This is a genomic window from Pelomonas nitida (genome assembly GCF_043555975.1).
In the GTDB taxonomy this organism is placed as follows: Bacteria; Pseudomonadota; Gammaproteobacteria; order Burkholderiales; family Burkholderiaceae_C; genus Pelomonas; species Pelomonas nitida.
The window spans coordinates 332,772-355,370 of record NZ_JBIGIA010000002.1 but is presented as its reverse complement, the minus strand read 5'-3'; the positions used below and the strand labels follow the sequence as shown (position 1 = coordinate 355,370).

The 22,599-nt window shown below is 66.9% G+C and carries 15 protein-coding genes and 2 riboswitches; of the genes, 7 read left to right on the top strand and 8 right to left on the bottom strand.

Annotated features, from left to right (window positions below; genetic code table 11):
• From ACG00X_RS04045 to ACG00X_RS04010, 8 genes are all read right to left on the bottom strand, one after another.
• A complete protein-coding gene (locus ACG00X_RS04045) occupies positions 1–432 on the bottom strand; it encodes an Imm50 family immunity protein (RefSeq protein ID WP_394486683.1) in 432 nt (143 codons plus the stop codon).
• Positions 432–3,317: an aminomethyl-transferring glycine dehydrogenase gene (gene gcvP / locus ACG00X_RS04040; protein WP_394486682.1), complete on the bottom strand. Its 2,886-nt coding sequence runs from the start codon at positions 3,315–3,317 to the stop codon at positions 432–434. Before gcvP ends, ACG00X_RS04045 begins: the two co-directional genes overlap by 1 nt.
• Positions 3,318–3,349: 32 nt before the next feature.
• Complete coding sequence (gcvH, locus tag ACG00X_RS04035) at positions 3,350–3,724, bottom strand: glycine cleavage system protein GcvH (protein WP_394486680.1); 375 nt, start codon at positions 3,722–3,724, stop codon at positions 3,350–3,352.
• 3 nt (positions 3,725–3,727) lie between these two features.
• Complete coding sequence (gcvT, locus tag ACG00X_RS04030) at positions 3,728–4,840, bottom strand: glycine cleavage system aminomethyltransferase GcvT (RefSeq protein WP_394486678.1); 1,113 nt, start codon at positions 4,838–4,840, stop codon at positions 3,728–3,730.
• A 29-nt stretch (positions 4,841–4,869) separates the two neighbouring features.
• Positions 4,870–4,995: riboswitch (glycine riboswitch) on the bottom strand.
• 20 nt (positions 4,996–5,015) lie between these two features.
• Positions 5,016–5,113, bottom strand: a riboswitch (glycine riboswitch).
• A gap of 47 nt (positions 5,114–5,160) precedes the next feature.
• Positions 5,161–8,421: an amidohydrolase family protein gene (locus ACG00X_RS04025; RefSeq protein ID WP_394486677.1), complete on the bottom strand. Its 3,261-nt coding sequence runs from the start codon at positions 8,419–8,421 to the stop codon at positions 5,161–5,163.
• A 121-nt stretch (positions 8,422–8,542) separates the two neighbouring features.
• Positions 8,543–9,622, bottom strand: a complete 1,080-nt coding sequence (locus ACG00X_RS04020) for an SGNH/GDSL hydrolase family protein (protein WP_394486676.1) — start codon at positions 9,620–9,622, stop codon at positions 8,543–8,545.
• Positions 9,623–9,928: 306 nt separating this feature from the next.
• Positions 9,929–10,828: an aspartyl/asparaginyl beta-hydroxylase domain-containing protein gene (locus ACG00X_RS04015; protein ID WP_394486786.1), complete on the bottom strand. Its 900-nt coding sequence runs from the start codon at positions 10,826–10,828 to the stop codon at positions 9,929–9,931.
• A 17-nt stretch (positions 10,829–10,845) separates the two neighbouring features.
• On the bottom strand, positions 10,846–11,742 hold the full coding sequence (locus ACG00X_RS04010) for an LpxL/LpxP family acyltransferase (RefSeq protein ID WP_394486675.1): 897 nt from the start codon (positions 11,740–11,742) through the stop codon (positions 10,846–10,848).
• A 777-nt stretch (positions 11,743–12,519) separates the two neighbouring features.
• On the opposite strand from ACG00X_RS04010, the gene ACG00X_RS04005 reads away from it, so the two are divergent.
• Genes ACG00X_RS04005 through ACG00X_RS03975 form a run of 7 tightly spaced genes read left to right on the top strand, consistent with a single transcriptional unit; the run spans position 12,520 to position 22,567 of the window.
• Complete coding sequence (locus ACG00X_RS04005) at positions 12,520–14,223, top strand: DUF1592 domain-containing protein (RefSeq protein ID WP_394486674.1); 1,704 nt, start codon at positions 12,520–12,522, stop codon at positions 14,221–14,223.
• Positions 14,223–15,719 carry a DUF1552 domain-containing protein gene (locus tag ACG00X_RS04000; protein ID WP_394486673.1) on the top strand — a complete coding sequence of 499 codons (1,497 nt, stop codon included), beginning with the start codon at positions 14,223–14,225 and terminating at the stop codon, positions 15,717–15,719. Before ACG00X_RS04005 ends, ACG00X_RS04000 begins: the two co-directional genes overlap by 1 nt.
• A 5-nt stretch (positions 15,720–15,724) precedes the next feature.
• Complete coding sequence (locus tag ACG00X_RS03995; protein WP_394486672.1) at positions 15,725–19,585, top strand: choice-of-anchor D domain-containing protein; 3,861 nt, start codon at positions 15,725–15,727, stop codon at positions 19,583–19,585.
• Positions 19,586–19,613: 28 nt separating this feature from the next.
• On the top strand, positions 19,614–20,117 hold the full coding sequence (locus ACG00X_RS03990) for a TlpA family protein disulfide reductase (RefSeq protein ID WP_394486671.1): 504 nt from the start codon (positions 19,614–19,616) through the stop codon (positions 20,115–20,117).
• The gene (locus ACG00X_RS03985) at positions 20,114–20,362 is read left to right on the top strand and encodes a DUF4266 domain-containing protein (RefSeq protein ID WP_394486670.1); all 249 of its coding nucleotides are present in this window, start codon (positions 20,114–20,116) and stop codon (positions 20,360–20,362) included. Before ACG00X_RS03990 ends, ACG00X_RS03985 begins: the two co-directional genes overlap by 4 nt.
• Positions 20,363–20,369: 7 nt before the next feature.
• On the top strand, positions 20,370–21,566 hold the full coding sequence (locus tag ACG00X_RS03980) for a DUF3570 domain-containing protein (protein WP_394486669.1): 1,197 nt from the start codon (positions 20,370–20,372) through the stop codon (positions 21,564–21,566).
• A gap of 11 nt (positions 21,567–21,577) precedes the next feature.
• Positions 21,578–22,567, top strand: a complete 990-nt coding sequence (locus ACG00X_RS03975) for an FAD:protein FMN transferase (RefSeq protein ID WP_394486668.1) — start codon at positions 21,578–21,580, stop codon at positions 22,565–22,567.
• Positions 22,568–22,599 lie beyond the last annotated feature (32 nt).

Sequence of the window (22,599 nt, the reverse complement as noted above, 5' to 3'; positions counted from 1 at the left end):
CTACGATTGTTCAACTATGCGCAAGGCCACGACCTTGCCCGACTGTGCCTTGAAGCTGCACGCGAACTGGTAGCAGTGCTCAAGTTCGATATTGAGCTGGGCGCCACGCTCAACCTCGGTGACGTGAAGAGCCGTGATGACGTTCTGCCCGTTGAAACCTTCGAGGTTTAGGTCGCTGATGCCTTCAAAACGGAAGCTCACCAAAGCTACTTTGGACTGGACGAGTTCGCCGCTGCCTGACTTGGTCAGTAACCAGCCCCGAAGGTCAAGCTCTAGCGAGGGCGCCAGATTGCCCGTGCGATCAAGGGTGATGCGATGGACTTCGCCATCGTGAAAGCTCGGCCAGCAACCAAACCAGGAGGAGACGAGGTGGTGATTGGCGAGGCGCTCGAAGGGCTTCGCGGAGACACTCCCTTCGAGCACATTCGCCATTACTCGGCGTACTCGGACAGGGGCACGCAGCTGCAGAACAGGTTGCGGTCGCCATAGACGTTGTCCACGCGCCCCACCGGCGACCAGTATTTCTGGCGGCGCAGCGACGGCAGCGGGAAGGCGGCCACTTCGCGGCTGTAGCCGTGGGCCCACTCGGTGGCGCTGACGACCATGGCCGTGTGCGGCGCGTTGACCAGCGGGTTGTCCTCGCGGCTCACCTGGCCGGCTTCGACCTCGGCGATCTCGTGGCGGATCTGGATCATCGCGTCGATGAAACGGTCCAGCTCGGCGCGCGATTCGCTCTCGGTGGGCTCCACCATCAGCGTGCCGGCGACCGGGAAGCTCAGCGTCGGGGCGTGGAAGCCGTAGTCGATGAGGCGCTTGGCCACGTCTTCGGCGCTGATGCCGGAGCTGTCCTTCAGCGGGCGCAGGTCCAGGATGCACTCGTGGGCCACGCCGCCACCCTTGACGCCGTCGATGCCGCCGCTGAAGTGGATGTCGTAGTGGTCGCTCAGGCGGGCCGCCACGTAGTTGGCGTTCAGGATGGCCATCTCGGTGGCTTTCTTGAGGCCCTCGGCGCCCATCATGCGGATGTACATCCACGAGATCGGCAGCACGGCCGCGTTGCCCAACGGGGCCGCAGACACGGCGCCGATGTTGCTGGCCTTGCCCAGGCCCGCTGTGCGGTGCGCCGGCAGGAAGGGCACGAGGTCGCTCACCACACAGACGGGGCCGACGCCCGGGCCGCCACCGCCGTGCGGGATGCAGAAGGTCTTGTGCAGGTTCAGGTGGCTCACGTCGCCGCCGAACTCGCCGGGTGCCGCCACGCCGACCAGCGCGTTCATGTTGGCGCCGTCCACGTAGACGCGGCCGCCGTGGGCCTTCACCATCGCGCAGATCTCCTTCACGTGCGTGTCGAACACGCCGTACGTGGAGGGGTAGGTGATCATGATGGCGGCGAGCTTCTCGGCGTGCTGCTCGCACTTGGCCTTCAGGTCGGCCAGGTCGATGTTGCCTTCCTTGTCGCACTTGGTGACGACGACCTGCATGCCCACCATCTGGGCCGAGGCCGGGTTGGTGCCGTGGGCCGACTCGGGAATCAGGCAGACCGTGCGCTGGGTGTCACCGCGGGACTCGTGCCAGGCCTTGATGGCCAGCAGGCCGGCGTACTCGCCCTGCGAGCCGGCGTTGGGCTGCAGGCTGATGCCGGCATAGCCCGTGGCCTCGCACAGCCACTGCTGCAGCAGCGCGTCCAGCTCGGCATAGCCGGCCAGCTGGTCCTGCGGTGCGAAGGGGTGCAGGTTGGCGAACTCCGGCCAGGTGATGGGAATCATCTCGGCCGTGGCGTTGAGCTTCATCGTGCAGGAGCCCAGCGGGATCATGCTGCGGTCCAGCGCCAGGTCCTTGTCCGACAGGCTGCGGATGTAGCGCAGCATCTCGGTTTCGCTGTGATGGGTGTTGAAGACCGGGTGGGTCAGGAAGGCGCTGCTGCGGCGCAGGTTCGACGGGATCAGGCTCTCGACGCCCGCAGCGAACTCGGCCACCGTGGGCAGCACGGCGCCGGCCGGTGCGAACCAGGCCCACAGCGCTTCGATGTCGGCGCGCGAGGTGGTTTCGTCCAGGGCCACGCCCACCAGTTGGTCGCCGTGCTTGCGCAGGTTGGCCTGCGCGGCCACGGCCTTGGCCATCACGGCTGCGGCGTCGCATGACACCAGCAGCGTGTCGAAGGCTTGCGGCGTGACGACCTGGACGCCCATGCGCGTCAGGCCGGCGTGCAGGATGGCCGTGTACGTGGCGACGCGCTCGGCGATGCGCTTGAGGCCTTGCGGGCCGTGGTAGACGGCGAACATGCTGGCGACGACGGCCGGCAGCACCTGCGCCGTGCAGATGTTGGACGTGGCCTTTTCGCGGCGGATGTGCTGCTCGCGCGTCTGCAGCGCCAGGCGCAGCGCCGGGTGGCCCTGGGCGTCTTTCGATACGCCGACCAGGCGGCCGGGCATGGAGCGCTTGAACTCGTCCTTGCAGGCCAGGAAGGCCGCGTGCGGGCCGCCGGCGCCCATGGGCATGCCAAAGCGCTGGCTGTTGCCGACGACGATGTCGGCGCCGAACTCGCCGGGCGAGGTCAGCAGCGTCAGGGCCAGCAGATCGGTGCAGACGATGAAGGCCGCCTGCTTGGCGTGGGCTGCTTCAGTGAAGGCCTTCAGGTCGTGGATGAGACCGGTGGTGCTGGGGTACTGGCAAACGACGGCGAAGTAGTCGTTCTCGGCCATCAGCGTGGGCGCCACGCCGATCTTCACGTCGATGCCCAGCGGTGCGCAGCGTGTCTGGATGACCTCGATGGTTTGCGGGTGCACGTCGCTGGCGACGATGAGCGTGTTGCTCTTGCTCTTGACGCCGCGCTTGGCCAGCGTGACGGCCTCGGCAGCGGACGTGGCTTCGTCCAGCATGGAGCCGTTGGCGATGTCCATGCCGGTGAGGTCGGTCACCAGGGTCTGGAAATTCAGGATGGCTTCCATGCGGCCCTGCGAGATCTCCGCCTGGTACGGCGTGTAAGCCGTGTACCAGGCGGGGTTCTCGAGGATGTTGCGCAGGATGACGCCCGGCGTGTGCACGCCGTAGTAGCCCTGGCCGATGAAGCTCTTGTAGACCTTGTTCTTGCCCGCGATGGCCTTGAGTTCGGCCAGCGCGCCAGCCTCGGTGATGGGGGTGGGCAGCTTCATGCCCTCGGCGCGGCGGATGGACGGGGGCACGACCGCGTCGATCAACGCGGTGCGGCTGGCCACGCCGACGGCGGCGCACATCAGGGATTCATCGACGGCATCCGGCCCGATGTGGCGGGCGTGGAATTCGGTGGCGTCTTCGAGGATGGAGAGCGGCGTCGGCATGGCGGTCAGGAGCAGAAATCAGTGGGGCTGGATCAGAGTGTCTTCAGCAGCGCGTCGTAGGCGGTGGCGTCCATCAGGCCGTCGAGCTGCGCGGGGTTGCTCAGGCGGACCTTGAAGAACCAGCCGGCCTTCAGCGGGGCGGAGTTGGCGAGCGCGGGGTCGTCGCGCAGGGCTTCGTTCACTTCGGTGATCTCGCCGTCCACGGGCATGTAGACGTCGGCCGCGGCCTTGACGGATTCGACGACGCCGGCGACTTCCTTCTCGGCATAGGTCTTGCCCACTTCGGGCAGGTCCACGAAGACCACATCGCCCAGGGCGTCCTGCGCGTGCACGGTGATGCCGACCGTGGCCGTGCCGTCGCCGTGGACTTCAAGCCATTCGTGGTCGGGGGTGTACTTGATGCTCATCGTTCAGCCTCGGTAATAACGGTTGGGAGTGAAAGGGGTAGAGGAGACCACCATCGGCGTGCGCTTGTCGCGCACGACGGCGAAGACTTCGGTGCCGACGGCGGTGTGCTCCGTCGCCAGGTAGGCGAGGGCGACGGGCTGGTTGACGGTGGGTGCGAGCGTGCCGCTGGTGACGACGCCGATGACCGTGCCGTCGGCCGTCACGATCTTGGCGCCCTCGCGCACGGGCATGCGCTCCTTGCCGATCAGGCCGACGCGCTTGCGGCGCGCGCCCTGGGCCAGTTGTTCGTCGATGACCGCAGCGCCGGGGTAGCCGCCGGCCCGCGCGCCACCGGCGCGGCGCACCTTCTGGATGGCCCAGGTGATGGACGCTTCGACGGGCGTGGTGGTGGTGTCGATGTCGTGGCCGTACAGGCACAGGCCGGCTTCGAGGCGCAGCGAGTCGCGCGCGCCCAGGCCGATGGGCTTGACCTCGTCGTGGCTCAACAGCTTGCGGGCCAGCGCGATCGCGTCGTCCTGATGGACGGAGATTTCGTAGCCGTCTTCACCGGTGTAGCCCGAGCGGGTCAGGAAGGTGTCGATGCCGTCGAGCGTGAAGAAGCCGCCGGTCATGAAGGTCAGCTTGGCGACGTCGGGGTTCAGGCGGCTGAGCACCGTCACGGCCTGCGGGCCCTGCAGCGCCAGCAGGGCGCGTTCGGGCATGGGGATGACCTCGCAGCGCGCGCCGATGTGCTGCTGCATGTGGGCGATGTCCTGCGTCTTGCAGCCGGCGTTCACCACCACGAAGAGGTCGTCCGGGCGCTTGCAGACCATCAGGTCGTCCAGCAGGCCGCCTTGCTCGTTCGTGAACAAGGCGTAGCGCTGCTTGAAGACGCCCAGATCGACGATGTCGACCGGCACCAGCGTTTCCAGTGCGGCGGCAGCGTCGGTGCCGACCAGGCGCACCTGGCCCATGTGCGACACGTCGAACAGGCCGGCGGCCGCACGCGTGTGCTTGTGTTCGGCCATCACGCCGGCGGGGTATTGCACCGGCATGTCGTAGCCGGCGAAGGGCACCATCTTGGCGCCGAGTTCGAGATGGAGGGCGTGCAGCGGCGTTTGCAGCAGGGAGGACATCGAGGGCTCCGAGGGGGATTTCGGGTGTGGATGTCCTCGCTGTCCCTGGTACCTGAGAGATTGACTCGCGCGGTGGCTCTGTCCCGCACTTGCTTGCCCCTTCGGTGGGCCGGCTGCAATTCTGAATTGGCCGGCCTCTCTCCAGTGAGGAACGCCGGCAGTGTCTGCCACCGTCGGCGTTTTGTCAGTCCTTTTGCCTGAGCGTTCGAGTCGCTAGACCCTGCGCCTTCGGCGGCTCCCAAAAATCCCGGAGCGCTCTCCTGACAGAGGCGGCATTCTAGCCACGCTCATGCGCGTCGGCGCGCAGGCCGACGCCGAGCTCAATCACCCAGGTGACCGGATTCCAGCGCCTCGTGGTCGATGGGCATGGTCTTGCCGTCGCCGCCTTCGAAGAACAGCGGCTTGCGCGGCTTGGCCACGGGGGCGACCTGGTTCAGCGTGGCGGCGTCGTACAGGCGGCCGTTTTGCATGACCTGCGCGATGCGGTCGCTCTGGCGGATGTCGGCCAGCGGGTTGCCGTCGATGACGACCAGGTCGGCCAGCTTGCCGGGCTCGATGGAGCCGAGATCCTTGTCGAAGCCGAAGTTGCGCGCCGGGTTGATGGTGGCGGTGCGCAGCGCCTCCATCGGCGTCATGCCGCCCAGCACGAACATCCACATCTCCCAGTGCGTGCCCAGGCCCTCGCGTTGGCCGTGGGCGCCGATCATCGTGTTGACGCCGGCGCGCGAGAGCTGGGTGGCGGTGCGCGCGACGCGGATGATGTTGAAGTCTTCCTCGGGGGCCGTCTCGCGGCGCACCGAGCGCGGCTCCAGCACGGTGCGCGGCACATAGCGGCTGAGCAGCGGGTGCTTCCAGACCTCGGTGCGCGCGTACCAGTAGTGCTCGCCGTCCAGGCCGCCGTAGCCGACGTTCAGCGTGGGCGTGTAGCCGACGGCCGTCTGACCCCACAGTTGCTTGACGTCGTCCCAGACCTCGGCGATGGGTAGCGCGTGCTCCACGGTCGTGTGGCCGTCGACCACCATGGTCATGTTGTTCTGGAACAGCGCGCCGCCTTCGGGCACGACCATCATGCCGGTCTGGCGTGCGGCCTCCAGCACCTGTTGGCGCTGTTCGCGGCGCGGCTGCTGGTAGCTCTTGACGCTGATGGCACCCTCGGCCTTCTGGCGGTTGAGGTGGGTCAGCGCGTCGTCGAGGTTGTTGACGTTGGAATAGAAGGGCGTGCGGGCGCCGTAGAGGATGGTGCCGGTCGAGTAGATGCGCGGGCCCAGCACGAGGCCGGCGCGCTGCATCTCGGCCTGCGTGAAGATGGCGCTGCTGAGGTTGCTGGGGTCGTGCAGCGTCGTCACGCCGAAGGCCAGCGAGGCGAGGTTGACCCAGCTCTGCTGCGGGATGAGGCCCGAGTCGTTCATTGCGCCGTGCCAGTGGGCGTCGATGAAGCCGGGCACGATGGTCTTGCCGCTGGCGTCGATGCGCTTGGCGTCGGCCGGGATGGCGATGTCCTTGCCCACCGCCACGATGCGGTTGCCGTCGACGACGACAGTGCCGCCTTCGATGACGCCTTCCTCGCCCGCACCCTTCATCGTCACGATGCGTGCGCCGGTCAGTGCGATCTTGCCGGCAGGCTTGTCGCTGGCCTGCTCGAAGCCGATCTTCTGGCTGGTGGCCTTGTCCTTGCCGGCGGCCGACGCCGTGAACAGTTCATCGCCCAGCGTGAAGTGCAGGCGCTGGCCGTCGCCGCTCCAGTGCAGCGCGGAGCCGGCGTTGACGTCGAGCTGGCGCACCGGCAGGGCGTCCATCTTGGCGCCGACGGTGAGGGTCTTGCCGGCCTGGCCCTGCACCTGCGGCAGCGGCGTGACGTAGGCGTGGTAGCGCTCGACGAAGCCCAGCCATTGCCCGTCGGGCGACACGCTGTATTCGCTGGCGGCGTCGCTGCGCGCGACTTCGGTCTCGCTGCGGTCGCGCAGGTTCAGGCGCATCAGCGAGAAGCGCTGCTCGACCTCGCTGGTGCTGCTGGTCTTCGTGAAGAAGAGTTCATCGCTGCGCAGGCCGAACTGCGGCGCGCTGCCTTCCTTGCTGATGCGCTCGGGCTGGCCGGAGCCGTCGGCGGCGGCGGTGTAGAGGCCCGTGTCGAGGCTGTGCCAGGGGCTGGTCAGCCCGCCGCCCCTGACCTTGCGGTAGACGACCAGCTTGCCGTCCGGCGACAGCCGCGGCTCCAGGTATTTGCCGGGTTCCTTGACGACGAGCGTGTCCCGGCCGCTGGCCACATCCAGGCGGCGGATGCTGCCCTGCGTGTCGTCACGCCAGGTGGCGTACACGAGGCTGCGGCCGTCGCGTGACCAGCTCGGCGCGAACTCGAACGCCTCGGCCTGCTTCGTCAGCCGGCGCGGCGTGCCGCCGGCCAAGTCCTTCACGTACAGCGAGCCCAGTGCCGAGTAGACAACGCGTTTGCCGTCCGGCGAGACCTGCGCTCCGCGCAACTGGTGCACAGCGAACTTGTCCGGCGCCACCGTCTGCGCGAAGCGCATGGGCTCGCGCAGTTCGCGCGTGTCTTTCACATGGAAGGGAATCTCGGCGGCACTGCCCTTGAATGGGTCCACGCGCCAGATCTTGCCCTCGGCCCAGACGACGAGTTCCTTGCTGCCCGGCAGCCAGGCGAAGCTGGGGTACACGCCCCACATCGCCCAGATCTCCTGCAGGTCGCGCGACAGCCCGCTCCAGGCCGGGCGCTCCACGCCGGTGGCCAGATCCTTCAGGAACAGCGTGCTCTGGTTGCGAACGCGGCGCACGAAGGCCAGGTATTTGCCGTCGGGCGACGGCGTGGGCCGCACAGCGCCGCCCGCGCCCTGCACGAAGGGCTCGACGGAGCCGTCGGCCAGGTCTTGCCGGAAGATCTTGTAGATCTCGCCGTTGCCGTCCTTGTTGTATTCGAAGGTGCGGCCGGGTGTCGTGTCCTGGCTGTAGTACAGGTATTTGCCGTCGGGCGAGATGGCCGGCTCGCCCAGGTCTTTCTGCCAGTTGGGCTTCTCGTTGAGCTGCACGCCCTTGTTCTTGGCGGCGTCGGCGTCCACGGCGAACAGCCAGATCTCGCCCGAGCCGGCGCTGCGCGTGCCGGTGTAGTGCTTGCGGGCCAGCAGGTACTTGCCGCTGGGGTGCCAGACGGGGTTGTTCAGCAGCCGGAAGTCTTCCTTCGTCACGGCGCGCGCTTCGCTGCCGTCCACGTTCATGACCCACAGGTTGTCGCCACCGCCGGCATCGCTCAGGAAGGCGATCTGTTTGCCGTCGGGCGAGAAGCGCGCCTGCTGCTCCCACGCGATGGAGTGGGTCAGCGCCTTGGCTTCACCGCCAGCGATGGGCAACGTGTAGAGGTCGCCCAGCAGGTCAAAGACCAGCGTCTTGCCATCGGGGCTGACGTCCACGCTCATCCAGGTGCCGGTCTTCACGTCGATGCTGGCCGTCTTGGCGACGCCAGGTGGCGTGTTGACGTTCCATGCGGGCGCGGACGCGGGTTTGGGCGCTTCCTGGGCGTTGGCGGCGAGCGCGGCGGCCAGCAGCAGGGCAGGAGCGACGTTCAGACGAGGCATTTGAGGTGTTGGTGGAGGCCAAAACCTTCGATGCTAACCAAGCCAGCCTTGGCCGATCGTTCGTCACGGGCGGGCAAACCCGCAGCCGGCGCGGGATGGCCCCGCACCGCCGGGTCGTCGGTCAATGCTTGAAGTGCTGCAGGTCGATGGCCTGCGCCATGGCGGCGTAGCCGGCCGCGTTGGGATGCGAGAAGTCGCCGCTGTTGAGCTCGGGGCGCTGCCGATCCGGTCGCTCGGGGTCGCGCAGCACGCGGTCGAAGTCCACCACCGCATCGAAGCCCCCGCCGTCTCGGATCCAGGCGTTCAGCTCCTGGCGGAGCGCCTCGCCCGCGGGTGTGTGCGCACGCGCGCCCTGCGCGCCTTCGCGCGGCAGCAGCGTGGCGCCCATCACGCGCACGCCGCGCGAGTGCGCGCGCTCGACGAGCTGCTGCATCGCCGCGATGAGCCGCGCGGCCGTGACGCGCTGGGCGGGCTCGTCGGCGAACATGCCACTGGCCGTGATGTCGTTGATGCCTTGCAGCAGCACGATCCATTTCACACCGGGCTTGGACAGTGCGTCGCGTTCGAAGCGCTTGAGTGTGCGTGGGCCCAGGAAGGGATCACGCGCATCGTTGAGGATGCGGTTGCCGCTCATGCCGGCGTTGACGATGGCGACGTCGCGAAGGCCGGGTTCCTGCTGCAGCCGCTGGGCGAGCTGGTCGGTCCAGCGGGTGTCGCTGTCGAGCGCGATGCCCACACCGTCGGTGGTGGAGTCGCCCACGGCCACCACGGCCTGTGCGTGCGCGTCGGTCAGCACGTCGACATCGGTGACGAAGTAGCGGCTGTCGTCCTTCTCGTCGACGTGCAGGGCGGCGGCGCGGGTGCCGTCACGACGCCACTGTGTGTAGGCGTTCTGCATGCCGGTGGAGTGGATGGTGCTGATGCCCGTGCCGCGCGAGAAATAGAGGCTCACGCTCAGTGCCTGCCGTGCCGCCAATTGGAGTGGTAGCGCGTCGGTCAGCACGGACTCGCCCACGCCGACGACGAAGTGCTGCTGGCCCCGCACGGTCAACGGTTTGGCGCTGCCGGCGACGATGTCTGCGCCGTGGCTTGGCAGGGCGACGGACGCGGCATCCACCTGCAGCGGCCGGTCGCCGTATTCGTTCGAGATGCGCAACCTCAGCGCATGGCCGCCCAGGCTCACGCGCAAGGTCTGGCGCATGGTCTGGGGGCGCAGGGCGGGGCCTGGCGAATCCGGTGCAGCCGCCCAGGAAGTGATCCAGGCCAGCTGCTGTGGTGCCGATGTGGCCGGTGCCGATGTGGCGAGGTCGCAAATTCCGATTGCGACCGCGCCTGCGGCGACCAGCCCTGCCCAGCGTGCTCTGAAGTTCATCGTGCAGCCCATTCCTCTGAGGGGTTGAAGAACGGCGCGCAGCGTAACCCTGAAGAAGCCGCTCGCCCGATCCCTAACGGGAGTAGTGCTGAGCGCTCGCCGCGCTTGGGGCGAAGGCTGCGTGGGTATGGGGCGTCAGCCGAACAGCCACCAGACCAGCAAGCCGCCGAAGATGATCCACTGCAGCGCGTAGTAGGCAAAGCGGCTCCTGGCCTTGATGCGCTTGCCGAACAGTCGCAGCTGCTGCACGTAGGCGAACAGCTTGTTGATGCCGCCGGTGCGGTCGGTGTCGGAGTTGGGCGCCGAGGCCGCGCGGATCAGCGTGTGGCTGATGAAGTGGTTGAACCACGTTGCCACCCGGTTGTTCAGCGGCCGCTCGACGTCGCAGAACAGAATGATGCGCATCTGGTCGGACTGGTTCTCGGCATAGTGCAGATAGGTCTCGTCGAAGATGACGCCTTCGCCGTCACGCCAGAAGTAGCGCTCGCCGTCGACCGAGATGTAGCAGCTCGCGGCGTTGGGCGTGACCAGGCCCAGGTGGTAGCGCACCGAGCCGGCGAAGGGGTCGCGGTGCGTGACCAGGCGGCCGCCAGGGGGCAGGGCGGCGAACATGGCCGCCTTCACGCTCGGGATGCGCTGCAGCAGCTCCGTCGTCACCGGGCACAGCGCGCGGGCCGATGCATGGGCTTCGTCGTACCACTTCAAGTGAAAGCGCGTCCAGCCCGTCTTGAAGAAGCTGTTGAAGCCGGCGTCGTTGTACTTGTCGGACTTCTTGATCTCACCGGCTTGGGCAAGTTGAAAGGCCTCGGCACGGATGTCCTGCCAGTGCTCCTGCAGCAGCTTCAGCTCTGGGAAGCTCTCCACCGGCAGGTAGGGCTTGGCCGGCAGGCGCGAGAACATGTACATCAGGCAGTTGATGGGCGCCATGAAGGTGGAGTGATCCATCAACTGGCGGAAGAAGCGCAGCCGCACGCGGCCGCGGAAGTGCACGTAGACAGTGCTCGCGACGAAGGCGCCGACGATGGCGAGCTTGATATAGGGAATGTCGTGGGTCATTTGCCGTAGAAGTCGGGCTCGCCGGGCGGGCGCGACTTGAAGCGCTTGTGAAGCCAGAAGTACTGGTGCAATTGTCGGCGGGCCTGGGCTTCGATGACGGCGTTCATGCGTGTCGCGTCGGCGACCAGGTCGTTGCTGGGAAAGTCGGTGAGGGCCGGCTCGATGACCAGGGTGTAGCCATCCGCTTCACGGCGGGGGTAGCAGGGCAGCACGGCGGCCTGGGTGGCGGCGGCCATGCGCGACAGCCCGCCGATGGTGGCGGCCGGCACGCCGAAGAAGGGCACGAAGACGGAGTCCCGGTGGCCGAAATCCTGATCCGGTAGATAGTAGAGGCGGTATCCGTCCTTGAGCGCGCGCAACGTGGGTCGGGTGCCTTGTCGGCGCGCGAAGATGATGCCGGTGCCGAAGCGCAGCCGCTTGGCGCGGAAGAAGGCATCCAGCCACGGATCTTTCTGGACGGAGTAGATGCTGACCACGGGTGTTTCTAGCGACACCCGCAGGCCGGCCAGGTCGAGGCCGGTGAAATGCGGCGCCATCAGGATCGCGTTGCGGCCGTCGAGTGCGCGCAAGTGCTCCAGCCCTTCGATGCGCACCAGCGCCTTCAGCCGGTCGCGCGACGCGAACCAGCAGTAGCCGTACTCCAGCAGCATCTGGATCATGGCGACGAAGTGCTGGCGCAGCAGGCGTTGGCGCGCGGCGGGCGACCAGTCGGGCAGCACCAGCCGGAGATTGACCTCGCCGATATGGCGCCGCGACGTCGGCAGGGCAGCAATCACCTGGCCGATCAGCCATCCCAGCACCGTGACGACGCGAAACGGCAGCCAGCTCAGCAGCCAGACCAAACCGACAAGCAGCTTCACGCCCACGCGCGCGCTCCCAAAAAAGTCAGGCAAGGCATTGTTCAATCCCCAAGTTCAGGGGCTGGATGGTAGTGGAGGGCAGCGTTCCTCGGGTTGGGCCCGAAAGCTTGTGCTTGATGTGGGGCAAAGCCTGGCGCTCTGGCGGTGTTCCTGTCGGCGCACCAAATCGGACGCGGCTGCAGTCAGCGGCGCGTTGATGTTGTGGCCGGCATGGCTGGCTTGGCGTCAAGCGCCTGTTCATGGGGTTGCGGTGGTGCGTGGGGCGTTGGCCTGAGCCGCGGCGGTGGCGCAATCAGGCGCCGTCAGGTGAGCCCCGATTGTCTTGGCGCGGGCGCCTTGATGCCTATTTGCCCACCATTGGTGCGCGGCACCGTGCTGAGGCGTGGTGTGGGGTGTCTGCACGACACCGTTTCAACGGGACGTCCGAATGTGAACAAACGTACAGCCTGTTTCGGAGCCGCCTGCGTGACGATTCCAAGCGAGAAAAAGTACCGGAATGCCGATGGCTAAAGGGGCGACAGCGTTATCAGTAACCCCGTGAATCGGTGGCATGAGGGGCCCGGGAGGGATACCTGCAGATACAGCGCCTCTGCAGGACTGCGGATCATGTGAACCCTACCGACGAGGTTCTACGGAAGATCCACGATGAGATACCAACCACCGCGTTCGTCACTCGCCCAGGCAGGTACATCGCTTATGCGACGAATTACCCCATTTCTGCTGACCGCCGCCTGCAGCGCCTTGCTGTCGGCTTGCGGAGGTGATGACAGCGCTTCCAATACCGCAGCAGCCACCTCCAAGGGGGCAGGCGTGGGCGGCAGCAGCAAGCCGCTCAGCACCATCCCGGCCGACCCCCACGGCACGCTCCGCACCGCTACGGCGGCCACGGGCTCGGCGCCGTCGCCCGGCTGCTACAGCGCTTCCTTCCCGCGCCGCCTGACGCGCGCTCAGTTCGTGAACGCGCTGACCGATTGGTCCGGTGCGCTCATCACCGACACCGCGCTGCCAGCACGCATCCAGACGCTCGCCATCGACACGGCCCAGTTCCCGCTGGACGCGTCGGTCAACCCCGAGAGCGCGCGCCACCAGGGTTACTACCGCCTGGACCCGACCGTGGCCAGCCGCCAGGTGTCGAGCATCTACAGCGTGGCTCAGTCGCTGGCTGCCGACATGGCCAGCACCGATGCGCGTGCCGCCACCATCGTCGGCAACTGCACGGGCGCCAGCTGCCTGGACGCCTTCGTCCGCAAGGCCGGCCGCATCCTGTTCCGCCAGCCGTTGACCGACGCCGAAGTGGCGGTCTACACCAAGGCCGCCGGTGGCGCGACCGACAAGGCCGCCGTCACCAAGGTGCTGGCGACGATGATCGCGTCGCCGCAGTCCTACTTCGTCGTCGAACGCGGCCTGGCTTCCAGCGACACCAGCGCAAGCTGCGTGTCGCTGAGCGCACATGAGCTGGCCAGCCGTCTGTCGCTGCACCTGTGGGACACCATCCCCGATGCCGCGCTGCGCGCCGACGCCGACAGCGGCGCGCTGCTGCAGCCGTCCGTCTACGCCAAGCAGGTGGCCCGCCTGATGGCTGACGCTCGTGCCGACAACGGCCTGCGCAGCTTCTTCCGCCAATGGCTGGAGCTCGACGACCTGACGCCGATGAATGGTCGCGTCGGTAATGCGAAGTTCGACGCCTTCGCTGGCAACTTCAAGCCGCTGGCCACCACGCGTGACGCCGCGATCACGGAGCTGCTGGACATGGTCTCCTATGTGGCCGGCCGCAATGGCTCGCTGCAGCAGGTGATGACGGACCGTCACTCCTTCGCACGCACCGCCGACATCGCCGCCCTCTACAACACCCCGGTGTGGGACGGCAAGTCGGCGCCACCGCTGTTCACTGAGGCGGAGCGCGTGGGCCTGATGACGCGCGTGGCCGTGCTGGTGAACGGCTCGTCCGACACCACGCTGCCCATCCAGCGCGGTACCCGCTTGCTGCGCGCGCTGACCTGCCAGGCCCTGCCGGCGCCGGCGATGAACCAGACCAATGCTGCCGCCGATCTGTCGGGCGTGTTGACCACCCGCCAGCGCACCGAACGCATCACCGAGATGAAGGGCACGGCTTGCATCACCTGCCACGCCGGCATCATCAACCCCTGGGGCTTTGTGCACGAAGGCTTCGATGCGCTGGGCCGCGTGCGCCGCAGCGAGGTCGTTCGCGATGACGCTGGCCAGACGCTCGGAGAAAAGCCGCTCGACACCTCGGTCGTCGTGAAGCTGGATTCCATGCAGGAGCGTTCGATCTCGACGGTCGCTCAAGCCCAGCAATATGTGCTGGAGAGCGGTGAAGTCGAGCGCTGCTTCGCCCGCAACTACTTCCGCTACTCCTTCGGTCGCGCCAACGTCGACAGCGACGCTGAAGTGATCGAGTCGACCCGCAGCCAGGCCGCCAACGGCGCCAACCTGCGCAGTCTGTTTGCGTCGATCGTGACGCGCGATGAATTCAAGTCCATCCAGAGGCCCTAATGAAACCCGTATTCGACCGCGTTTCCCGCCGCCAGTTCCTGATGGGTACGGGCGGTGCCCTGGTGGCGATGCCGCTGCTGCCGTCGCTGCTGCCCCGCGAGGTGGAAGCCCAGACCATGGCGGCCGCTTCCCAGGAGCGCTACTTCGCGCACATGACCACCTGGCACGCCGTGCTGCAGGCGCAGTTCTACGGCACGCTGCTGGACCTCAAGCCCACGCAGACGATGACGTACGGCGGCTACACCGTCGGCAGCGCCGCTCTGCCCTACACGACCAGCGGCAGCAAGGTTGTGTTGAGCGAAATCCTGCAGGCTGAGAGCTCGGCCCTCACGTCGCGCATGTTCGGCCTGATGAATGTCATCAACGGTCTGGACTTCGGCGTGGGTGTGGGCCACAACCGTGGCGGCACGCTGGGTGGCGACTCTGCCAACCCGACGATCGACCAGATCATGGCCGCATCGAAATCGTTCTACCCGAACAAACCGCTGCAGCCGGCCATCGTGCGCAACCTGGTGTCGTTGTCCAAGACGTCCACCGGTATCGTGCAGACCGAGCAGACCGCCGAGAGCAACGTCAAGCTGTTCGACCGCCTGTTCAAGACCTCGACCACGCCTTCGACCGGCTCGTCCGCGTCGACTCAAACGGTGCTGGTCGACAGCGTCAAGGAGCATGCCGCGCTCGTGAAGGCGGACGCTCGCTGCTCGGCTGATTGCCGCACCCGGCTGGACGAGTACCTGACCATGCTGTCGGAAGTGCAGGGCAAGGTTCAGCAGACCGTCAACAGCTCGTTCGCCCGGCCGACGTCTGACACTCAGTCGATCGAAGCCGCCGAAGGCTTCTACGGCAAGCCCGAAAACCAGGTGGCCTGCGAGAAGCTGTGGAATGACATCGTCGTGGCCGCTTTTACCGCCGGTATCAGCCGTGTGTACGTCTGCGGTCCCACCTCCTACACGTTCGGCACCGTTCCCGAGCACACCTGGCATAACGACTTTGCGCACCAGATCGAGGCCACCGCGGCCGCACGTGCCGGCTACAGCGCTGCGGTGCAGCGCCAGTTCGAAGGCGCGCAGCTCGACCTCGCCCGCAAGATGGACGCGGTCAAGACGGCCGACGGCCTGACCTTGCTGGACAAGGGTCTCGTGGCCAGCGGCCATGAGATGGGTTCGGGCGGCAGCCCGGGCAACCACCACAACCGCTGCATCCCCATCGTCACGTTCGGCAACGCCGGTGGCTATTTCAAGACGGGCCTGTCGCTGGACTTCCGCGACCCCAACTCTTTCACCTGGTCGATCAACCCCAGCACGCCGCGCTGGTGGGGCGGCCTGGTCTACAACCAGTGGATGGGCATGGTGCTTCGCGCCATGGGCGTTCCGGCCGGCGAGTACTCGACGAACAACGGCGCCTATGGCTACCCGAGCGTCAAGGCCAACAACAGCGACCACACCGACGCCATTTGGACGGCGGCTGCCGGCGATCTGCCGTGGATGAAGGCTTGAAGACCATGGTTATCACTACCTTATCCAAGCTGCGGCGCGCCGCAGCGCTGGCGCTCACGGGCTTGTCCCTGTGCGGCGGTGCCTGGGCGCAAAGCGCTGCCAACGGCGAGGTCTTGTACAACAAGCAAATCGCTCCCGTTACCACGCCGCCTACCAAGAGCTGTTTCATCTGCCACGGATCGGCCACCCCGAAGGAAGCCCCTTCGATCGCTGCAAAGGGCTGGGACGCTGCACAGCTGAAGGCATCCGTCATGACGCAGGACAGAATGAAGCCGCTGAACGGCCTCATTTCTGACGCTGAGTTCAATGATCTCGCCGCCTACATTGCCAAAGACATCGGCCGGACTGCGGTCTACCTTCCAGTTTCTACGGCTCCATCCGTCAGCGTTTCCGCCACGTCGCTGAGCTTTACTGCTCAGAACGTGGGTAGCGCCAGCGCAGCCCAGACTGTCACGGTCAGCAATGCTGCCAGCGCTACCGGTGCGCTGTCGTTCACCAGCATTGCCACCACGGCAGGCAGCGACTTCTCGGTCTCGGGCGGCACCTGCTCCACGACGGCTTCCGTCGCGGCCGGCGGCAGCTGCACCGTGAACGTGACGTTCAAGCCCTCGGCGGCCGGCACGCGTAACGGCGCACTGACGCTTGCGCACAACGGCGCCGGCGGCAAGTCGGAAGTCAGCCTCAGCGGCAGCGGCATGTCCACCAGCCCGGTGGTGTCGGTGTCGCCAGCGACGCTGACCTTCTCGGGTGTGGTGGCTACGGCCACGTCGCCCATGCGCGCCACGATCAGCAATACCGGCAGCGGCAATCTTGTCCTGTCGGCGCTGATGTTTGGTGGCACCAACGCGAGCGATTACGGCCTGGCTTCCAGCAGCACTTGCGGCGCGAACACGTCGATCGCCGGCGGCAGCAGCTGCGTGCTGGACATCGTGTTCACCGCGGGCGCTACCGGCGCGCGCTCCGCCACGCTGACTGTCGCCCACAACGCGACAGGCAGCCCCACCACCATCACGCTGATGGGCACGGGCACGGCAACGGCGACGCCTGGCATCGCGCTGGACGCGACCACGCTCGATCTGGGCAACCAGCCGGTGGAGATGCTGAGCACGTCCAAGACGGTGACGCTGACCAACAGTGGTGGCGCCGCGCTGACGCTCGGCAACATCACGCTGGGCGGCACGGATGCCAGCAGCTTCGTGCTGGGCGGCACCTGCGCGGCCAATGCTTCGGTGGCGGTCAAGGGCACTTGCACGATCACCGTCGCGATGAAGCCGCTGACGCTGGGCGCCAAGTCGGCCACGCTGAGCGTTGCGTCGAACGCGCCGACCGGTGCCGTCACTGTGGCGCTGAAGGGCGTCGCGGTGCGGGCACCGGCTCCGGAAGTGGGTCTGTCGCAAGCGGCGCTGGACTTCGGCACGGTGTCGATGGGTGTGAAGTCCATCGCCCGCACCGTGACGCTGACCAACACCGGCTCGGCGGACATGACGATCACCAGCATCGCCAGCACTTCCACGGAATTCGCCGTTACGCACAACTGCCCCAGCTCGCTGGCGGCAGCCGCATCCTGTGTGATCAGCGTGACCCTCACGCCTGTGAGCGCCAACCTGGCCGAGGCCGTGGTCATCACGACCAACGCGCTCAGCTCGCCGAACTCCATCGCGCTGACGGGCCTGGGCACTACGGCGACGATGCCTGTGCTGGCCTGGCAGCAGAACTCGGCGTCGCTGAAGTTCGACTCCACGGTGGTGGGCATGACGAGTGCTTCGCAAAGCCTGACGCTGGTCAACCAGGGCCCGGGCGCTGCGCTGATCAACTCGCTGGGTGTTGCGGGTACGGACGCGACCTCGTTCGCCATCGCTTCGGGCTCCACCTGCAAGGCCGGCGTGTCGCTCGACGTCAACGCCAGCTGCACGGTCGTCGTGAGCTTTGTGCCGGGTTCCACAGGTGCCAAGACGGCCAACCTGCAGGTGTCGTCCAACGCCTCGCCACCGGGTGACGTCGCACTGAGCGGTTCGGGCGCCAGCCCGAGCACCCCCAGCGGCATGATCACGGTGTCGCAAACGACGCTGGACTTCAGCTCCATCGGCGTGGTCGCGGGTCAGACGTCGACTGCACTGACGGTCACTGTCAACAACGGCAGCGCGGCAGCGGTCACGGTGTCCAAGATCGCGGTCAGCGGCCAGTTCAGCATCGTGGCGGCCAGCAGCAACAGCTGCGCCACCTCCGGTGTCACGCTGGCGGCGGGTGGCAGCTGCAATGTGGCGGTCGTGTTCTCGCCGAACATGGCAGGCTCGGCCACCGGCACGCTGACGTTGACGACCTCGACGAACCAGACGGTGGAAGTCACGCTCAAGGGCCAGGCCAATGCGGCGACGCCCAAGCTGGCGTGGCAGGGCAACACGACATCGCAGGCCTTCTCGTCCACGATCGTGGGCCAGACCAGCGCGGCGCAAACGCTCACGCTGACCAACCCGGGCACCGTGGCGGCCACGCTGAGCAGCGTGACGCTGTCGGGCACCGATGCGGCATCGTTCGCCATCAGCAGCTCGTCCACCTGCAAGGCCAATCTGTCGCTCGCTGCCAACGCCACCTGCACGGTCGTGCTGACCTTCACGCCGGCCAGCGCCGGTGCGAAGTCGGCCACGCTGAAGGTGGGGTCCAACGCGACGTCGCCGGGTGATGTGGTGCTGTCGGGCAGTGGCATGACGGCCACGCCGACCAACGGCATGCTGACGGTCGACAAGAGCGCCCTGGACTTCAGCGGCACGAGCGTCGACATCGGTAAGACGTCGGCCGCCATGAACGTGACGGTTGCCAATGGCAATGTCGCAGCGGTCACGCTGAGCAAGGTCGAGGTCACGGGTCCCTTCAAGGTCTCGGCCAACACCTGCCCGGTGTCGAGCTCCACGATCGCGGTGAATGCCAATTGCACGGTGTCCGTCACCTTCGTGCCCACGGCAGCCGGCATGGCTACTGGCAACCTGACGCTGACAACCGCCACCGGTCAGGTGCTGGTGGTCTCGCTGAAGGGCCTTGCGACGGCGACGGCATCGGCGCCTGTGCTGGTCTGGCAGGCGGGCGGCGCAACCACGCTGCAATTCGACACAGCCGATGTGGGCAAGACCAGCGCTGCCAAGAGCGTGACCCTGCTCAACCAAGGCAGCGGCACCGTCAACTTCTCGGCACTCGAGACCGACGGCAATGACAAGGCGCAGTTCCTCGTGACCTCGGATTCCACCTGCAAGGTCGGTACCCCGTTGGCTCAAGGTGCCAGCTGCCAACTGGTCGTGGCCTTCATGCCGACGTCGGCCGGCAGCAAGAGCGCGACGCTGCGCATCGCGTCCAACGCCACGGCACCCGCCACGATGATGCTGTCTGGTGTCGGCAACGCGGCGAGCACCGGCTCCGGTACCGGCTTGCTGTGGGTTGATTACAAGTCGCTGGGCTTCATGGCCGGCACGGGCAGCGCATCGGCCGCTCAGATGCTCACGGTGAAGAACCAGGGCACAGCCCCGATCTCGCTGTCCACCATCGTCACCACAGGCCCCTTCCAGGTGGTCAACAGCGCCTCCGGCGGCTGTGTGTTGCCGCAGCAACTCGCTGCAGGTGCGTCGTGCGTGCTGTCCGTGGTGTTCAACGGCCCGCAGACGGCCGGTGACAGCACCGGCACTGTGGTGCTGACCGGCGCCAGCGGCGACAGCCTCACGGTGAGCCTGACGGGCCGCGCCGTGGCGACCAACGTCGGTGGCAGTGGCGATGACGACAAGGACAGCGGCGGCGGTGCTGCCTCTCCCTGGGCACTGTTGGGCCTGCTGCTGGCTGGTGCGGTTCTCTCTCCGCGCCGCCGCAAGATTTCGAACCTGTGAACCTGTGATTCAGCAAAAGGAAGTAATGATGTCTAAGAGCGTGTTGGGTGCGGCCTGCGTGGCCATGAGCATGATGTTGGGCGGCAGCGCGCTGGCGCTGGATGCGGGCCAGCCGGCCCCGGCGCTGGAAGTGAGCGGCGTCAGCGGCCCGGTCGGCCTGTCCAAGCTGAAGGGCAAGGTGGTTTACCTCGACTTCTGGGCCTCCTGGTGCGGCCCCTGCAAGCAGTCCTTCCCGTGGATGAACGAAATGCAGGCGAAGTACGGCGCCCGCGGTCTGCAGATCCTGGCCATCAACATCGACGCCAAGCGTGCCGATGCCGACCAGTTCCTGGCCGCCGTGCCCGCTTCCTTCCAGATCGGCTTCGACCAGGCCGGCGAAAGCCCCAAGCGCTTCGAAGTCAAGGGCATGCCCAGCTCCGTGCTGATCGGCCCCGATGGCAAGGTCATCAAGGTGCACAACGGCTTCCGCGCTGAAGAGCGCAAGGAACTGGAAGACGCCATCGTCGCGGCGCTCGCCGCCGTGAAGCCATGAGCTCGCGCGCTCCTGGCTACCGTCGCATGGCCGGAGCGTTGGCTGGCGTGATCGCCAGCCTGGCGCTGGGTGGGTGCACCCTGCTCAGCGGCCCGCAGGCCTGGGAGAAGGGCAACCTCGCCAAGCCGGCCATGGGCATGGGCGGCGACCCGCTGGAGATGCGCTATTCGCAGCACATCACCGCAAGCAAGGAGGCCGCCAGCGGCGGCTATGGCGTGGGTGGAGGTGGCTGTGGCTGCAACTGAACAAGGCATGAGCGGGGCGCAGCCCCGCAAGGTCGAGGCCAAGCGTTTCGGCACCATCGTGATGGCGGCGCTCGCGCTGCCCGCGGTGTTGCCCGCGGCCGTGCAAGCCGAGGAGGCACCTGAAAAAGGCCTCGTCGGCGTGCGCTACCTGTACTACCGCGACGAGCAGAAGGTGCAGGTGCAGTACCCCAGCTACGACGGCACCGAGCCCAAGACCCTCGATCGCATCACGGCCAAGGCGCCGTCGGTCTATCTGCTGCTGCCGATGGGATCGAAGTGGTCGCTGGAAGCGTCGGCGGTGAGCGACGACGTGTCCGGCGCCACCCCCCGGAACTACTCGGACGTCACCAGTGCCACCGTCAAGCCTGGCGGCATGCATGACGAGCGCCATGCCGGCGACTTGAAGATCACGCGGCACTTCGACCGTGCCGGCGTGAGCCTGGGCGTGAGCCATTCGACCGAACACGACTACAAGTCCACGGCTTTCTCGCTGGACTTCCGCGTTGCCACGTCGAACAACAACACCACGTTCAACTTCGGCGTGGGCGGCTCCCGTGACGAGATCAATCCCGTCAACAGCGCGGTAGTGGATGGACGCAAGCGCACCAAGGAGTACATGGCCGGCGTGACGCATGCGCTGACCTCGAGCGACCTGGTGCAGTTGAATGCGACCTACAGCGACGGCCGTGGTTACTTCAACGACCCGTACAAGCGCCAGGACGTGCGGCCCGACCGCCGCAAGCAGACCGCGGTGCTGACGCGCTGGAACCACCACTTCGACGGGCCGGATGCGACGCTGCGCACGGGCTACCGCTACTACACCGACACGTTCGGCGTCGTGGCGCACATGTTCGAGGCAGCCTGGGTGCAGCCCATCGGCTCGGCGTTCGCGCTGACGCCATCGGTGCGTTACGCCACGCAGGGCGCCGCCGACTTCTACTACGACCCGGTGATGGACGCGTCTGTCTATCCTCGCCCCGTCAACAAGGATCAGGCCTACAAGACCACTGACCAGCGTCTGTCTGGCTTTGGCGCTGTGACGCTGGGCCTGAAGGCGGAGGTGCGCCTGGGTGACTGGACGGCCGACGTGAAGTACGAGCGTTCGGAGCAGCGTGGCGAATGGCGCTCGTTCGGCAAGGGCTCGCCCAATGTCGATCCGTTCCTGTGGCAGGCGGTCCAGCTGGGCCTGGCGACGAAGTTCTGACGAGCCCGACCATGCACGCCGAACCCATTGCCATGCCTGCGCCGAGTTCCGTCGCGAACGCGGTCTGGTCCGTCACACGGCCAGCCGATCGCAGCGGCGACCACGCGCCGGACTATGGCTTTGAGTTCCGTGCCATGGGAACCTTGTGCCGGCTGCGCGTGTGCGCGCCGTCGGCACAGGTCGCCACCCAGGCGGCCGAGCGGGCGGTGGCAGAGGTGCGGCGGCTGGAGGTCAAGTACTCCCGCTACCGCGCCGACAGCATCGTCTCCCGCATCAACACGGCCGCCGGCAACGGCGAGCCGGTGGTGGTGGATCAGGAGACGGCCGCACTGCTCAATTTCGCTGCGCAGTTGCACCTGCACAGCGATGGGCTGTTCGACATCACGTCCGGCGTGCTGCGCCGGGTGTGGGACTTCGGCTCGGGCCGGCTGCCCAGCGACGATGCCGTGCGGGCACTGCTGCCGTTGGTGGGTTGGCAGCAGGTGCGCTGGGACGGCGAGGTCATCTCGCTGCCGCAGGCCGGCATGGAGCTTGACTTTGGCGGCTTCGCCAAGGAATACGCGGCCGACTCTGCTGCCGCAGCGCTGATGGCCGCCGGCATCGCTGGCGGCACCATCAATCTGGGCGGTGACCTGCGCATCATCGGCCCCCATCCCGACGGCCAGCCCTGGCGGCTGGGCGTGGCCAATCCGCGTCGGCCGGCCGATGACGTCATCGCCAGCCTGGCACTGAGCGAAGGCGCGCTCACCACCAGTGGCGACTACGAGCGATTCATGGACGTGGACGGGCACCGCTACTGCCACATCCTGAACCCGCACTCGGGCTGGCCCGTGTCTCACTGGCAATCGGTGAGCGTGGCCGGGCCGAGCTGCCTGGCTGCGGGTGCGCTCAGCACCATCGCCATGCTCAAGGGCGACCAAGCCCATCAATTCCTGCGCGAGCAGGGTGTCGATTTCCTGACGATCGCCCAAGACGGCGTCGTCCACGAAGAGTCTGTCTAGCGGCGGCCCGGGCTCCGGTCTGCCGCTTGTCT